The sequence below is a fragment of the Micromonospora sp. NPDC005161 genome, from assembly GCF_053599855.1.
Genome location: NZ_JBSFYQ010000015.1, coordinates 123,523 through 137,713, shown reverse-complemented (window position 1 = coordinate 137,713; position 14,191 = coordinate 123,523). Strand labels below are relative to the sequence as shown.

Annotated in this window: 14 protein-coding genes, 1 tRNA gene and 1 other RNA gene; 9 read left to right on the top strand and 7 right to left on the bottom strand. The window is 71.1% G+C overall.

The window, feature by feature from the left end:
- Positions 1-69: 69 nt before the first annotated feature.
- Positions 70-564: a polysaccharide deacetylase family protein gene (locus tag ACWD5O_RS17115; RefSeq protein WP_387324608.1), complete on the bottom strand. Its 495-nt coding sequence runs from the start codon at positions 562-564 to the stop codon at positions 70-72.
- A gap of 204 nt (positions 565-768) precedes the next feature.
- Between ACWD5O_RS17115 and ACWD5O_RS17110 the strand changes: the two genes are divergently transcribed.
- On the top strand, positions 769-2,427 hold the full coding sequence (locus ACWD5O_RS17110; protein ID WP_450085875.1) for a hypothetical protein: 1,659 nt from the start codon (positions 769-771) through the stop codon (positions 2,425-2,427).
- A gap of 106 nt (positions 2,428-2,533) precedes the next feature.
- On the opposite strand, the gene ACWD5O_RS17105 is transcribed toward ACWD5O_RS17110, so the two are convergent.
- Complete coding sequence (locus ACWD5O_RS17105) at positions 2,534-3,088, bottom strand: hypothetical protein (protein WP_354963347.1); 555 nt, start codon at positions 3,086-3,088, stop codon at positions 2,534-2,536.
- Positions 3,089-3,241: 153 nt separating this feature from the next.
- Here ACWD5O_RS17105 and ACWD5O_RS17100 point away from each other — a divergent pair, with 153 nt between their 5' ends.
- On the top strand, positions 3,242-4,477 hold the full coding sequence (locus ACWD5O_RS17100) for an MFS transporter (RefSeq protein ID WP_354963348.1): 1,236 nt from the start codon (positions 3,242-3,244) through the stop codon (positions 4,475-4,477).
- Here the strand turns inward: ACWD5O_RS17100 and ACWD5O_RS17095 are convergent.
- Together ACWD5O_RS17095 and ACWD5O_RS17090 are read right to left on the bottom strand one after the other, a co-directional pair.
- Positions 4,452-4,643, bottom strand: coding sequence for a DUF397 domain-containing protein (locus ACWD5O_RS17095; RefSeq protein WP_354963349.1), 192 nt, complete (start codon positions 4,641-4,643; stop codon positions 4,452-4,454). The two genes, ACWD5O_RS17100 and ACWD5O_RS17095, sit on opposite strands and share 26 nt — an antisense overlap.
- Positions 4,634-5,401, bottom strand: a complete 768-nt coding sequence (locus ACWD5O_RS17090; RefSeq protein ID WP_354963350.1) for a helix-turn-helix domain-containing protein — start codon at positions 5,399-5,401, stop codon at positions 4,634-4,636. Before ACWD5O_RS17090 ends, ACWD5O_RS17095 begins: the two co-directional genes overlap by 10 nt.
- A 198-nt stretch (positions 5,402-5,599) precedes the next feature.
- Between ACWD5O_RS17090 and ACWD5O_RS17085 the strand changes: the two genes are divergently transcribed.
- Complete coding sequence (locus tag ACWD5O_RS17085) at positions 5,600-5,839, top strand: flavin reductase (protein ID WP_354963351.1); 240 nt, start codon at positions 5,600-5,602, stop codon at positions 5,837-5,839.
- Positions 5,836-6,327, top strand: a complete 492-nt coding sequence (locus ACWD5O_RS17080) for a DinB family protein (RefSeq protein WP_354963352.1) — start codon at positions 5,836-5,838, stop codon at positions 6,325-6,327. Before ACWD5O_RS17085 ends, ACWD5O_RS17080 begins: the two co-directional genes overlap by 4 nt.
- 5 nt (positions 6,328-6,332) lie before the next feature.
- On the opposite strand, the gene ACWD5O_RS17075 is transcribed toward ACWD5O_RS17080, so the two are convergent.
- Both ACWD5O_RS17075 and ACWD5O_RS17070 read right to left on the bottom strand, forming a co-directional pair.
- The gene (locus ACWD5O_RS17075) at positions 6,333-7,169 is read right to left on the bottom strand and encodes a class I SAM-dependent methyltransferase (RefSeq protein WP_387324062.1); all 837 of its coding nucleotides are present in this window, start codon (positions 7,167-7,169) and stop codon (positions 6,333-6,335) included.
- A gap of 76 nt (positions 7,170-7,245) precedes the next feature.
- Positions 7,246-7,330 (bottom strand) — tRNA-Ser (locus tag ACWD5O_RS17070).
- Positions 7,331-7,412: 82 nt separating this feature from the next.
- On the opposite strand from ACWD5O_RS17070, the gene ffs reads away from it, so the two are divergent.
- Positions 7,413-7,502: signal recognition particle sRNA small type (ffs, locus tag ACWD5O_RS17065), an RNA gene on the top strand.
- A 192-nt stretch (positions 7,503-7,694) separates the two neighbouring features.
- Complete coding sequence (locus tag ACWD5O_RS17060) at positions 7,695-10,400, top strand: DNA polymerase III subunit gamma and tau (RefSeq protein ID WP_354963354.1); 2,706 nt, start codon at positions 7,695-7,697, stop codon at positions 10,398-10,400.
- Here ACWD5O_RS17060 and ACWD5O_RS17055 read toward each other — a convergent pair.
- Positions 10,397-11,101: a DUF998 domain-containing protein gene (locus ACWD5O_RS17055; RefSeq protein ID WP_354963355.1), complete on the bottom strand. Its 705-nt coding sequence runs from the start codon at positions 11,099-11,101 to the stop codon at positions 10,397-10,399. The genes ACWD5O_RS17060 and ACWD5O_RS17055 overlap by 4 nt on opposite strands.
- Positions 11,102-11,305: 204 nt before the next feature.
- On the opposite strand from ACWD5O_RS17055, the gene ACWD5O_RS17050 reads away from it, so the two are divergent.
- From ACWD5O_RS17050 to ACWD5O_RS17040, 3 genes are all read left to right on the top strand, one after another.
- Complete coding sequence (locus tag ACWD5O_RS17050; protein WP_231931157.1) at positions 11,306-11,614, top strand: YbaB/EbfC family nucleoid-associated protein; 309 nt, start codon at positions 11,306-11,308, stop codon at positions 11,612-11,614.
- Positions 11,615-11,622: 8 nt separating this feature from the next.
- Positions 11,623-12,216: a recombination mediator RecR gene (recR, locus tag ACWD5O_RS17045; protein ID WP_354963356.1), complete on the top strand. Its 594-nt coding sequence runs from the start codon at positions 11,623-11,625 to the stop codon at positions 12,214-12,216.
- Between the two features lie 244 nt (positions 12,217-12,460).
- Positions 12,461-14,134: an ABC transporter substrate-binding protein gene (locus tag ACWD5O_RS17040; RefSeq protein WP_354963357.1), complete on the top strand. Its 1,674-nt coding sequence runs from the start codon at positions 12,461-12,463 to the stop codon at positions 14,132-14,134.
- Positions 14,135-14,191 lie beyond the last annotated feature (57 nt).

The following is a 14,191-nucleotide window of genomic DNA, read 5'->3' as shown; positions in this document are numbered from 1 at the left end:
GGCGGCGGGTCGGGCACGAAGGGTTTCGCGGAGGCCCACTCGTACGACTTCTGGCGGTCGTTCCGCGGCTCAGCAGGGGCCGGTGCCCTCGTCGAACATGCGGCGGGCCCAGTCGGCGTACCCGGCGATGGTCTTGCGGACCGTGCGCCCGTCGTGCAGGAAGAGGTACGCGCGGTCCCCGCTGCGGGCGAGCAGCCCATCGAGCCGGTACGTCCCCTGTGGAGCTCGCAACCGGGTGACCGACGGATAGCGGGACCAGACCTGGTCGACGGGTGAGCCTGCCGTGATGCCCTCCGGTGTCCGCATCGGGTCGCCGACCCAGAGCAGCACCAGTTTGTCCCCGGCGAAGACCGGGCTGACCGTGTCGTGGCCGGCGAGCATCGGCCCGCAGGCGTCCAGGTCGGTACGCAGGATGCCCCGGCGGGTCAGCTCGTCCTCGGTGTCGCCGAACTCGATGTTGCGCAGGCCGTTCAGGTCGATGATCTCCACGCTGCTGGCGGGCCGGCCGTCCGGGACCGGCCCCGGTGGTGGCACGCCGCTGCCGGCGATCGAGGCAGCCGTCAGCAACGCGGAAATAAAAGCAAATTGTCGCAATTTCATGGAATCCCCCAGTCCACAACGGAACCAGGCGTCCAAGTTGCTGCCGGTCACCGGATTTCTGGTGGGCTGATCCTCGGCGGGCCGTCGTCAACCCTGCCCGTTCGCCTCATTTCGGTGATCCGACCGTCCGCCTACGGTGTCCAGGCGCCCAACGGAAGCGGGGTATCTATGCAGCGAGCTGCACCAATCTTAGTAGTTTCGACCGTTCTGGCCAGCCTGGCGCTCAGCGTCCCGGCACAGGCTGCGGGAGGCGTCCGGACCATCACCCGTGAGGGCATCGTTCTCCAGCACCACAGGGTCGCGGTGCCAAGGACGATCACCCCGGTACGGGGCAAGGGCGCCGGCCGCTCCGACTTCGACGGCGACGGCATCGACGACATCGCGGCCACCGGCGACCCGTTCAACTACAACCTGCCCCTGACCCCGGCTGGTGTGGTCACCGTGCGCTACTCGTCGGCCGCGCAGGTCGATTACCTCCTAGGCGTCGTGCCGCCGGACGGCGGCTGCGTCTGTTTCGGGATGGCTCTCGTGGCGGGAGACTTCAACGGCGACCGTTACGACGACCTGGCCATCGGCAACAGTGACGAGGTGAATCCCCGGACCAAGACCCGCGCCGGCGGGGTCTGGGTCATCCCGGGCAGCCGTACGGGCCTGGTGGTCGACTCGGCGATCCACTTCAACCAGGATTCGCCGGGCGTTCCGGACGACCCGGAGAGCTTCGACCAGTTCGGTGCTGCCCTCGCGGCCGGTGACATCAACGGCGATGGCCGCGAGGACCTCGCCATCGGCGCGTACGGAGAGTCGATCGGGAGCAAGAGTTTCGCCGGCGCGGTCACCGTCCTCTTCGGCGGGTCGACGGGCCTCACGGCCACCGGAGCGCAGCACCTCCACCAGGACCAGGCTGCGGTGCCCGGCGGGGCCGAGGGCAACGACCAGTTCGGCTTCTCACTCGCGATCGGGAAGGTCGACAACAACGGTTACAACGACCTGGTGATCGGCGCTCCTCGCGAGAACGACGGCGTGGCCTCGGACGGCAGCGGCATGGTCACCCTGATGTGGGGCTCGGCGAGTGGTGTGTCGTCCACCGGCGCCACCGCGGTCACAGGTGCGGCGGTGCGGCCGAAGGATCAGAGCGGCACCATCGCGTGGTACCTGGGTGACACGCTCGCGATCGGCGACGTGAACGGCGACGGGCTGGGCGAGGTGGTCGCCGGGGCGCCCGGCGCGCAGACCCCGCACATCAACGGCGGCCTCGTCGCGGTCTTCACCGGCCGCTCCGGCGGCCTGTCCAGCGGCGCGGCAAGAATCATCACGCAGAGCACGGCCGGCGTACCGGGAGATCCTGAGGACGACGACCGCTTCGGTGGTGCGCTGGCGGTCGGCGACGTGACCGGCGACGGCAGGGCGGACGTGCTGATCGGCGCCCCTGGCGAGGGCATCGGCTCGCAGACCGAGGCGGGCGGCGTCACCCTGCTCAAGGGCTCCGCCGCCGGGCTGACGGGGAGCGGTGCCCAGGCGTTCGACCAGAACCACCCGACCGTCCCGGGCGGGTCCGAGAGCCGAGACGTGTTCGGCGCGTCCGTCGCCCTGCTGAACCTCAACGGCGTCGGCGGGCTCGACGCCGTCGTGGCGGCGACCGGGGAAGAGGTGAGCGGTGACCTTGCCGGATATCCGTCCGGGACCATCATCCCGTTCCACGGGGCCGCCGGCGGGCTCGAACCGCTCAACAGGTCGTGGAGTGGGCTGACCCTGCGCACCCAGGTCGTCTGGCCCCAGCGCTACGGCCTCCGGATCGCCGGGCCGCAGAGTGGTGGCCCGCTGTTCTGAGCTGAACACGGCGACGCCCGGCCGGTCCGTCACGGACCGGCCGGGCGTTGTGCGCGGGTGCCGGGCCGTCAGGCCCCGTCGGCGACGGTCGATGCCGCTCGGCGGATCACCGGTTCTCCCACTGCTCGACCAGCTCATCCCAGTAGTCGGCGCTGAGGCGGCGCCGCCCGTGCGCAAGCCAACCGTCGGTGTTGCTCTCCAGGTGCAACCCCAGCTCGGCGAACGGGTCGATCCAATTGCCCGGCTCGACACCGAGCCGGGTGAGCGCCATGTTGATCGGCCACTGTCCACGCGGCGCGTCGAGCACGTCGTCGAACCGTGGCCCCCAGGAGAGCGCGCCGCCCAGCCATACCGCCGCCGACTGGTAGCCGGCGCCGCCGCCGAACTCCGCCTCCAGGTACGCCACCGGCCCGGACCGCGACCAGCGGGCCAACAGCTCGACCAGTGCCGGCGACAACACCAGGTCGAACGGGTGCTCGGCACTCCGGTCGTCCAGCGCGAAATCCGGCAGCGACCCGGTCAGCTCCACCACCAACTGAGGGGTGACCGGCAGCAGCGCGAAATCCTGGCGCAACTCGCCGAGGACCGCGTGATCCAGCTCGGCGGTCTGCTCGCGGAGCAGTTCCGCGTCCGCGACCACCGCGCTGAGCTGGTAACCCATCGAACCCTCCGCCGTCCACAGCCTGTGGATAGAACATGTGTACGACGGATTCCGGGCCGGCCGCCGTCGATCCCCGGACCGTACCCGCCGGCCGGGCCGGACAACTGCCGTGGCCGCCGTTCGGGCAGAATCTGCCGGTGGTGGGGAGGTGCGATGAGCTGGGGTACGGCCAGGGTGCTGACCAACCGCGACGCCGGCCGCTATCTCGGCGGGGTGCTGGTGTCCGGCTTCGGCACCGCGGCGATGCTGCTGGTGGCCGGCATCTGGGTGAAGGAGCTGAGCGGGTCGAGCGGCCTCGCCGCCCTGGTGACCCTGGGGGTGTGGGCGCCGACGCTGGTCGGGCCACTGCTGGGGCTGCTCGCCGACCGGTTCCGCCGCCGGCCGCTGCTGATCGTCCTGCACGCGGTGATGGCGGCGCTGCTGCCGGTGCTGCTGCTGGTCGACTCGGCGACCCGGGTGTGGTTGATCTTCGTGGTGATGACCGCGTACGGGATCAGCTTCGTACTGAGCGACGCGGCCGAGGCCGCGCTGGTACCGGCGGTGGTGTCCGGCCCGCTGCTCGGCGACTTCAACGGGCTGCGGACCACGATCAACGAGGGGATGAAGCTGCTCGCCCCACTCGCCGGAGCGGGGCTGTTCGCCGCGTACGGCGCGCACCCCGTGGTGCTGCTGGACGCGGCCACCTTCATGCTGGCCGGCCTCGTCTTCTGGTCGCTCCGGGTCCGCGAGCAGCCGCCGGGGCGCCCCGAGCGCTGGAGCCGGCAGCTCGCCGACGGGTGGGGACACCTGCGTCGGCATCGGGCGCTACGGCACGTGGTCGGCTGCGCCGCGCTGACCATGGTGCTGATGGGGCTCAACGGCGCCGTCGCGTACGCCGTGGTGGACGCCGGCCTGGGGCGGCCGCCCGAGTTCAACGGCGTGCTCGCCACCGTGCAGGGCGTCGGGTCCCTTCTCGGCGGCCTGGCCGCCGGGTCACTGCTGCGCCGCTTCGGTGACCGGCGGGTGGTGGCCGGGGCGGTCGCGGTCTTCGCCGTCGGGCTGGCCCTGCGGGCCACGACCTCGGTCGGACTCGTGGTCGCCGGCGGGGTTGCGGTGGGGCTCGGCGTGCCGCTGGTGCTGGTCACCGTCTGGACGGCGGTGCAGCGGGAGACGCCGGGCGAACTGGTCGGGCGGGTGGCGTCGACGGTCAACACGCTGACCTTCGGCCCGTCCACTGTGGCCCTGATGGCCGGCGCGAGCCTGCTCGAACTCGTCGACCATCGCCTGATCCTGCTGACCGCCGCGGTCGCCGCCGTGCCCCTTGCGCTCTGGTCCCTCCGGGCCACGCCTGCCCCGGCGGACGGACCGGACGCGTCGGTCCCGGTCAGGGCCGCCGAGCGAGCTGGGTGACGAACGCGCGCCAGGCCGCTGGCGCGAAGGTGAGGGCCGGCCCTGCCGGGTCCTTGGAGTCCCGCACGGCCACGACGCCGGAACGGTTGTCGGCGACCTCGACACATGCGCCGCCGTTGCCGCTGCTGCGGCTGCTCTTGCGCCACCGGGCGCCGTTCAGCTCCATGTCTCCGCCACTTCCGTGATGAGTTCAACCGACTGCCAGTGGGACAGCGCCTCGCCGCGCACGTTCTCCCACGCCGCCATCATGGCCGCGATGTCCTCCGGGTCGCTAGCGAGATGTCCCTGGAGTTGGTTGTCCAGGTAGCCGGCGACCCGGTGGTCGTGGCTGTGGGCGATCACGAACGGCCCGTTGAGACCGGCGTAGGCGCCGACCGAGGCGGGCACCACGTGCACCCGGACGTGCGGCTCGGCGCAGGCCGCGACCACAGCCAGCAGTTGCTCGCGCATGGTGGACCGGCCTCCGACCGGCCGGCGAAGGATGGCCTCGTCGATGACCGCCGTGAACTGCGGCGGGTCGTCCCGTTTGAGTACGCCCTGCCGGGTCAGCCGGACCGTGAGGTGCCGCTCGATGTCGGCCGTGGGGATCAGGCCCGCGCCGCTGAGCACGGCACGGGCGTACGCCTCGGTTTGAAGCAGTCCCGGCAGGACGGTTGACTCGTACCAGCGCAGCGACACCGCCTCGCGCTCGATTTCCTGCCAGGGACGGAACCAGATGGGGTCCCGACGTCTCGAAGTGTCCGGCCAGATGTCCGACACGTCCCGATGAAGGGCTTCCGCTGCCGCGAACCGGTGCCGAGGATGCGGGATGCGACCCTCGGTCAGCCAGCGCGCCACGGTCTTCGGGTCGACACCGACGGTCTCGGCGAGGGACTCGGTGGTGTGCCCGGTGTCGCTGAGCGCCACCCGCAGCGCGTCGTTCACGGCCCCTCCATCGGATGTCTCGAATATCTGACGACCATATCGCTACGGGATGTATCTGTCTGGTGACGCGCGCAAGGGTGGTCCACAGAAGACGGCGCGGCCGGTGGAGGCAAAGGAGCCCGGCGGTCGGCGTCAGTCGGGGGACCGCCCGGACGGGGAGGCCGGGCGGCCCCCCTCCACCGTGAAGGAGGCCCGCCCATGCCCCGCCGATCCCGGAACCATTTGCCGACCCGTCCCACCTGGCGGTGCGGGACGTGCGGCATCGCCTGGCCCTGCTCGGCGGCGAAGCTGCGGCTGCTCGCCGAGTACCGGCACGACCGCGTGGCGTTGATGGTCTACCTGGCGACGCTCCAGGCCGAGGCCGGCGAACAGCTCACCAGCGTGGATCCGACTCGCCTGGCCGAGCGCTTCCTGTACTGGGCACGCGCTCGTGGGTGACCGGCGGGGTTGGCAATCCACACGGCCGCTGTGGTGGTCAGAAGCCGTTCGACGCGGTGCATGCGGTGTGGGAAGGTCGCCTGGTGCCTGCATCCGGTGGTGATCTGCTGCGTTGGCAGTTAGAACTGACCTGGTCGCTGTTCGAATATCACCTCGTTCCGACGATCGGGTGGATCACCTGGCATATCGGCTGGTGGTGGACCGTCGCTATCGATCACCTTCAGGGGCGGCCGGCGCGGGAGCGTACCGAGGTCAACTGGCCCGGTGATGGCGACAAGACGGTGGCGTGGCTGCGTGATCTCCGTACCGAATGGTTGGCGGTGTTCGACCGGCTCAGCGAGACCGACCTTGACGGTACGGCGCCGTTCCCGTGGCAGGACGACCCCGAGCACACCGTCGCCCACATGATCGCCTGGGTGAACGCCGAGCTGATGAAGAATGTCGCCGAGGTCGGCCAGCTTCGGTTGCTGCGGCACGCAGGCGGGTAGCCAGGTCAGGGGTGCCAGATGACGACGTCGATCCCTCGTCTCCGCTCAGCGAAGCGGCCGTCGCGCGCCGCTTCGGACAGGAGGCGACGCAGGTCCGCCTCGAAGGCGGGGAGTCGATCGGCGAACAGGTGCGGTGCCGAGCTGGACAGGGAGAACACCGCGGAGGCGATCTCGTCGACACCGCGTTCCACGACCATGCCTTGATCGACCGTGAGACGGGTGGGGCCGGTGAAGCCGGCCTGCCGCATGATCTCTTCCTCCCCGCCGGGGGTGCCGGCGGGTAACCATCCCTGACCGGCCCGGCGGACCGGTCCCAGGTAGCTGGCGACCAGGTCGTCGATCTGCCGCCACGGCGGCCGGGGGTACGGCAGCGTCTCGTCGTCGGCCACGCCCTGGTGCGTGTTGGCGCTGACGTGGACCCACGCCCCGCCCGGCGCGAGCATGTCGCGGACCCGACGGGTGACGAGAGGCCGGTCCATCCAGTGGAACGACTGGGCGAACGTGGCTACCCGGAACGTGCCCAGATCTGCGGGCAGGGCCTCGGCGCGCAGGTGCCGCCACTCGACGTTTGTGGCTCCGACCTCGCTGGCTCTGCGCCGCGCCTCGGTGAGCATGTCCGGGTCGGCGTCGACGCCCACCGCCGCCTGGAACAAGGGCGCGAGCAGGAGCGTCACCGATCCGGGCCCGCAGCCGACGTCCAGCAGTCGGCCGGTGCCGTCGAGGCCGAGTGCCTCCCCGACAACCTCGGCGAGCCGGGACGGGTAGGGCATGCGTCCAGAGCTGTAGTGGCTCGCGCTGCCCGCGTACAACGTCTCGTCCCATTGGCACGTCGTGTCCGCCACGACGTCGATGAGACCACAAGATCAACGCCCGGCGGACCGATTATGGTCTGCCGGGCGTCTGTGCTGCTCAAGCGAGCGGAGGATACGAGATTCGAACTCGTGAGGGTGTAAACCCAACACGCTTTCCAAGCGTGCGCCCTAGGCCTCTAGGCGAATCCTCCGCGAGCCAGGATACAGGCCCCCGCCAGCCCGGCCACCCCACCACCCCCTGAAGATCGACGAGCGGTCGGGTAGGCTTGGCGGCACCTCCCGTGCGGCGGTATCTCGTGAACCTCCCCAGGGCCGGAAGGCAGCAAGGATAAGCGAGCTCTGCCGGGTGCACGGGAGGCCTTTTCGTCTGTGGCCGGTTGATCCACTCGACATCCGTGATGTCGGGACATCCCGGGCGTAGGGACACCGCGACTTCCAGGAAGCCGAGTCGATCAAGCGGGGCAACCCGTGGCAACCCGGCGTCGGGCCGGGGTGGTGGGTGGTCACCCGCGCCCGAGCGGCGCAGAATGGCTCGGTCGAGAGGAGGCGGGACGAGTGACGCTGGCGCTCTACCGCAAGTACCGGCCGCGTACCTTCGCCGAGATGATCGGCCAGGAGCAGGTCACCGAGCCGCTGTCACAGGCGCTGCGCAGCGGGCGGCTCAACCACGCCTATCTCTTCTCCGGCCCGCGCGGCTGCGGCAAGACCTCCAGCGCCCGGATCCTGGCCCGTTCGCTCAACTGTGAGCAGGGCCCCACTCCCGAGCCGTGCGGCAAGTGTGAGTCCTGCCGCTCGCTGACCACCGACGGCGCCGGCTCGATCGACGTCATCGAGATCGACGCGGCCAGCCACGGTGGTGTCGACGACGCCCGCGAGCTGCGCGAAAAGGCGTTCTTCGCGCCGGCCCGCAGCCGCTTCAAGATCTACATCATCGACGAGGCGCACATGGTGTCGACGCAGGGCTTCAACGCCCTGCTCAAGCTGGTCGAGGAGCCGCCGGAGTACGTCAAGTTCATCTTCGCCACCACCGAGCCGGAGAAGGTCCTCGGCACGATCAGGTCGCGGACCCACCACTACCCGTTCCGGCTGTTCCCGCCGAAGGTGCTTCGGCCGTACCTGGAGCAGCTCACCGAGGCGGAGGGGGTGACCGTCGAGCCGGCGGTCTTCCCGCTGGTGGTGCGCGCCGGTGGGGGCAGCATGCGGGACAGCCTCTCGGTGCTCGACCAGCTCATCGCCGGTGCCGGGCCGGAGGGGGTCACCTACGCCCGGGCCGCCGCGCTGCTCGGGGTCACCGACGCCGCGCTGATCGACGAGATGTGCGACGCGCTGGCCGCCGGGGACGGCGCCGCCGCGTACGCCACCGTCGACCGGGTCGCCGAGGCCGGGCACGACCTGCGCCGGTTCGCCTCCGACCTGCTGGAACGGCTGCGCGATCTGATCGTGCTCCAGCAGGTGCCGGACGCCGCCGCGAAGGGCCTCATCGACGGCCCGGCCGACCAGATCGAGCGGATGGCCGCGCAGGCCTCCCAGCTCGGTCCGGGCACGCTCTCCCGCTGCGCCGACATCGTGCACGACGGCCTGGTGGAGATGCGCGGCACCACCGCGCCCCGGCTGCTGCTGGAGCTGATCTGCGCCCGGATGCTGCTGCCCGGCGCGGACGACTCCACCGGCGGCCTGCTCCAGCGCTTGGAGCGGATGGAACGCCGGCTCACCCTGAGCGGCGCCGACGCGCCGTCGGCCGCCGCCGGCTCCGCCCCGGCGACCCACCCGGCGGTACGCGCACAGCAGGCCTCCCCGTCCCCGGCACCCGCTGCCGCCCCGACCTCCGCACCCCCGTGGGCGGTCGACCCGGCCCCGAACACCCCGTCATCGGCCCCGAGCACTCCCGCCTCGGCCGCTGACACGCCGATCCCGGCGTCCCCCGGTGCGTCGGCGACCGTCGATCGGGCCGTACCCGTCTCGCCAGCCGGGCCCGGCTCGCCCGGTGGGTCGCCGGCCCCCCGCCGCGCGGTGCCGTCGTCGGCGGTGCTTCCCGACCCGGCGACGCCGGCGCCGCCCCGACCCGGTGCGCCGGCCGCGGCGCTGGACGCCGTCGCGGTCCGCCGGGTCTGGCCCGACGTGGTCGGCAAGGTCAACCGGACCAACAAGCGGATCGCGGCCCTGATGCGCGACGCGGTGGTGCGCGACCTCGACGGCGACACGCTGGTGCTGACGGTCAAGTCCACCGTGCTGGCCAAGATGATGGCCGACCACTCGGCGGTGCTCACCGACGCGCTCTACGAGGAGTTGGGCGGGCGCTGGCAGATTCGTTGCGAGGTGGCCGGCGAGCGGGGCGGCGTCTCGCTGTCCGGCCCGCCGCGTTCGCAGGCCGCCGCGCCGGCCCGACCCGCTTCCTCGCCGACGCAGGCGGACGCCTCACCCACACCGACGAATGCGACCGCCGCCCCCGGCCCGACCGGCGGTCCGGATTCCCGCGCTGGTCTGCCCGGGGGCGCGTCCGGTGCGCCGGGCGTTTCCGGTGTCTCCTCCGGCGCCGGTGCCAACGGAAACGCCCCCAACGGTCGCGCCACGGGTCGGCAGCCCGGCGGGCAGCGGTCCGGGTCGGCTCCGCCGGCCGAAGCCGAGGACGACTGGCCGGAGGCGGCCCGCCCCGGTGGCAGCGCCCCCGCCGCCGCGCCGACGGATGACGAGGACTGGCCGGAGGCCGCCCGACCGGGCGGCGTCGTCGCCGACACCGCGCCGGCCGGCGCCAGCTCGGCACCCGCCGGCGCGAACGGCACGGACCAGGGCGGCCCCGACGCGACGGCCGCCGGTGCGACCAGCACCGACCTGGGCCGCGCGGGTGAAAGCGGCACCGGCGCGACCGGCGGCGGTAAGCCGAACGCGCGGGCCAACCCCACACCGGCGGCCCGCCAGCCCGCCGCTGGCGGCGCACCGGTGAGCAGCGCCATCGCCGCCGCCCGCGCGGCAGCGGCGGGGCGCGGTCCGCGTACCGGAGCGACGGCCCGGCCCACGGCGGACGCCGAATGGGCCGGCGAACCGCCCTACGACCCGGACTTCGACGGTCCGTTGCGCGGTGCCAAGCCGGGTGCCGCGGCACCGGCGGCCACCCCGACCTACGAGGGGTTCGACCCGGGCGACGAGCCGCTGGACGAGGTCATCGACGAGAAGACCGCCCGGGAGTCCAGCGAGGAGCAGGCGGTACGGCTGCTCCGCGAGACGTTCGGGGCCGAGAAGATCGACGAGGTCGACGCCCGCTAGCGGCGCTGCCAGCGATGATCATTGGACGGTCGGCGCTGCCGACCGGGTGCGCTGCGCCCGCCGCCGGGTGGCTCGGCGAGCAGGACACCGAGGCAGCAGGCCCAGAGCGGGAAGGGCAGCACGGCGACCCGTTCCATGCCGCCCACCCCGATCCCGAGACCCTGCTGGGCGAAGAACAGCACCGTCCCGACCAGCGCGGTCAGCCCGGCGGTGAGGGTGAGCCGGCGCCACCGGCCGAGCATCGTGGTGCCCGGTGCCAGCCCGGCGAGGAGCAGGCCGAGGTTGCCCACTCCCATGATCAGGACAGCGCCGAGGACGTGCCGGTTCTCGTCGACGTCCGCTGGGTAGACGGCTGCCAGCGCGTACCCGCCGGTGGCCAGCAACAGCAGCGTCTGGGCCGACCGCACCACGCCGCCGCGACCGAGGATCCGCCCGGTCAGCAGGAGCCCGGCGGCGAGCAGAACGGCGGTGGCCAGCGTGGCGGTGTTCATCAGTGGGTGCCAGGGCGAGCAGACGTAGCGGGGTCGGCTGCTGTCCCAGATCCCGCAGTGGACGTTGCCGAGGTCGCTGATGTTGTGGGTGGCCCAGCTGTAGGACGGGTGGCGCCAACGAAGGCCGGTGACCAGGTTGGCGGCGAGGAAGATTGGTACGGCCGCCACCCAGCACAGCGCGCCGACCCGGGTGGTGCGGTTGAGGTTCATGCCGACGAGCAGACCAAACCGGCGGGTGTTGCCGCACTACGCGTAGGTGGCCGGTTCCGGGTAGTGACAGGTGTACTCCTTCCGGCTCCGGCGTGGGCGGACGCACCGGGCGGGGCGGGGTCGGTCCCAGCGGATAGGCTGGGCGGCGGCCGAGCAGACGAGTGCGAGAAGGAGCCATCCGTGCGCCCAGGTGGACAGCCGAACATGCAGCAGATGCTGAAGCAGGCGCAGAAGATGCAGCAGCAGATCGCCGCCGCCCAGGCCGAGCTGGCCGAGGCCGAGCTGACCGGCACCGCCGGCGGTGGGCTGGTCACCGCGACCGTCTCCGGTTCCGGGGAGCTCAAGGCCATCAAGATCGACCCGAAGGCCGTCGACCCGGACGACGTGGAGACGCTGGAGGACCTGGTCGTCGCGGCCGTGCACAACGCCGCCGAGGCGGCGCGTGAGCTGACCGAGCGCAAGATGGGTCCGGTCACCGGTGGCATGGGCGGCCTCGGCCTGCCCGGTTTCTGAGCCGGCAGATGTACGAAGGTGCCATCCAGGATCTGATCGACGAGCTGGGTCGGCTGCCGGGCGTGGGCCCGAAGAGCGCCCAGCGGATCGCGTTCCACGTCCTGTCGGCGGATCCGGCCGACGTCAACCGGCTGGCCGGCGCGCTGCGCAAGGTCAAGGAGCTGGTGCGGTTCTGCACGACCTGCTACAACGTGGCCGAGTCCGAGCAGTGCCGGATCTGCCGCGACCCACGCCGTACCGACGAGGTGCTGTGTGTGGTGGAGGAGCCCAAGGACGTGGTGGCCATCGAGCGGACCGGTGAGTTCCGCGGCCGCTACCACGTGCTCGGCGGCGCGATCAATCCGCTGGAGGGGATCGGTCCGGACAACCTGCGCATCCGGGAGCTGATGACCCGGCTGAGTGGCGGCAAGGTGCGCGAGCTGATCCTGGCGACCGACCCGAACACCGAGGGCGAGGCGACCGCCACCTACCTGGCGCTGATGGTGAAGCCGATGGGGATCGCGGTGACCCGGCTGGCGAGCGGGCTGCCGGTCGGCGGTGACCTGGAGTACGCCGACGAGATCACCCTCGGCCGGGCTTTCGAGGGGCGCCGGGCCGTCTGATTCGTACCCCCGGGGGTGGTGTCGTCCCTGACGATGCCACCCCCGTCGCGGTGCCCCGCCCCGCGCGGATCGATGTGTCGCCCCATGTGTTCGTCGTGCCGTCGACTGTCAGACCCCCGCGCAAGGTGTCGGCTTGATAGCGATTGCCTGACGCCAGTTCCGCTTCGCGTGTGACATGTCATAGCCTCCCGCACACGGACCGAGCCACAACTCGGCGTGGTCATGCGCATGACAGAGGTGAGAGATGCAGGCGAGAAGGCTTAAAACGGCTGTGGCCATCGCGGCCGTTGCCGCTCTGGCGGTCGGCGCGGCCGGCTGCGCGGAGAGCGAGCGCGACGGCGACAGTGGCGAGGCCAAGACTGGCGGCACCTTCATCTTCGCGGGTGCCGGTGACCCGAAGAACTTCGATCCGATCTTCAACGATGACGGTGAGTCGTTCCGGCCGGTCCGGCAGATGTTCGACACCCTGGTGAGCCACAAGCCGGGCACCGCGGAGCTGCAGGGCGGCCTGGCTGAGAGCTGGGAGCACGACCCGGACGGCAAGGTCTGGACGTTCAAGCTCCACCAGGGCGTGAAGTTCCACGACGGTACGCCGTTCAACGCCGCTGCGGTCTGCTTCAACTTCGACCGCTGGTACAACATGAAGGGCGCTGCCGCCCAGTCCCAGATGATCTACTACATGGACACCTTCGGCGGGTTCGCGAAGAACGAGGCCGAGGGCGCCGGCGAGTCGATCTACAACAAGTGCGAGGCCAAGGACGACGGGACCGCCGTCCTGACCCTGAACAAGTACAAGGGCGCCTTCCCGGGCGCCTTCGCGCTGACCTCGCTCTCGATCGCGAGCCCCGAGGCGCTGGGGAAGTACGACGCCAACACGGTGAAGCAGAACGGCGACTCGTTCGAGTACAGCGCCTTCGCCACCACCAACCCGGTGGGCACCGGCCCGTTCACCTTCGGTGGCTGGGACAAGGCCAAGAACGAGATCACCCTGAACCGGAACCCGGACTACTTTGGCGAGAAGGCCAAGGTGGACAAGATGATCATCAAGGTCATCAAGGACGAGAGCACCCGCAAGCAGGAGCTCCGTGCCGGCACCGTCCAGGGCATCGACTTCCCGGCCCCGGCCGACCGCACGGCGCTCGAGGGTGAGGGCTTCCAGGTCATCAACCGCCCGGCGTTCAACGTCCTCTACCTGGGCATCAACCAGAAGAACCCGAAGCTGAAGGACCTGCGGGTGCGCCAGGCCATCGCCTACGCGCTCAACCGCCAGCAGCTGGTGCAGACCAAGGGCCCGGGTGGCGCCAAGGTCGCCGACGAGTTCATGCCGGACACCGTGCTCGGCTACGCCCCGGACGTGCAGAAGTACGAGTACAACCCGGACAAGGCGAAGCAGCTGCTCAAGGAGGCCGGCGCCGAGGGTCTGACGCTGAACTTCTACTACCCGCCGGACGTCTCCCGGCCGTACATGCCGAACCCGCAGGAGATCTTCACCGTCCTGGCCAACGACCTGCAGGCCGTGGGCATCAAGGTCAACGGTGTGCCTCGCCCGTGGAACGGTGGCTTCAAGGACGACGTGCAGCAGTTCGGCAAGCACGACCTGCACATCCTCGGCTGGACCGGTGACTACAACGACCCGGGCAACTTCGTCGGCACGTTCTTCGGCCGCGGCAAGGCCGAGTTCGGCGACCAGTCGATGACCGAGATGTTCGAGGCCATCACCAAGGCCGACGCCACCGTCGACGAGGCGGGCAAGAAGGCGGCTTGGGAGCAGGTCAACAAGGACATCGCCGCCAAGTGGCTGCCGGCCGTGCCGGTCTGGCACGCGCCGCCGGCCATCGTCGTCACCAAGGATGTCAAGGGCCTGGTGGCCAGCCCGCTGACCGACGAGCGGTTCAACACGGTCAGCGTCGCCAAGTGACGTACGTCGGCTGACGCCGTAGGCGCGAATCGGCCCGGTCCGGGGCTCCTTCCCCGG

Excerpts from the sequence above, each read along its gene's own strand:
- ACWD5O_RS17040 (WP_354963357.1), top strand. The coding sequence starts at position 12,461 with ATGCAGGCGAGAAGGCTTAAAACGGCTGTGGCCATCGCGGCCGTTGCC.
- ACWD5O_RS17085 (WP_354963351.1), top strand. The coding sequence starts at position 5,600 with ATGCCCCGCCGATCCCGGAACCATTTGCCGACCCGTCCCACCTGGCGG.
- ACWD5O_RS17095 (WP_354963349.1), bottom strand. The coding sequence starts at position 4,643 with ATGGAGCTGAACGGCGCCCGGTGGCGCAAGAGCAGCCGCAGCAGCGGC.
- ACWD5O_RS17055 (WP_354963355.1), bottom strand. The coding sequence starts at position 11,101 with ATGAACCTCAACCGCACCACCCGGGTCGGCGCGCTGTGCTGGGTGGCG.
- recR (WP_354963356.1), top strand. The coding sequence starts at position 11,623 with ATGTACGAAGGTGCCATCCAGGATCTGATCGACGAGCTGGGTCGGCTG.
- ACWD5O_RS17050 (WP_231931157.1), top strand. The coding sequence starts at position 11,306 with ATGCAGCAGATGCTGAAGCAGGCGCAGAAGATGCAGCAGCAGATCGCC.
- ACWD5O_RS17110 (WP_450085875.1), top strand. The coding sequence starts at position 769 with ATGCAGCGAGCTGCACCAATCTTAGTAGTTTCGACCGTTCTGGCCAGC.
- ACWD5O_RS17100 (WP_354963348.1), top strand. The coding sequence starts at position 3,242 with ATGAGCTGGGGTACGGCCAGGGTGCTGACCAACCGCGACGCCGGCCGC.
- ACWD5O_RS17105 (WP_354963347.1), bottom strand. The coding sequence starts at position 3,088 with ATGGGTTACCAGCTCAGCGCGGTGGTCGCGGACGCGGAACTGCTCCGC.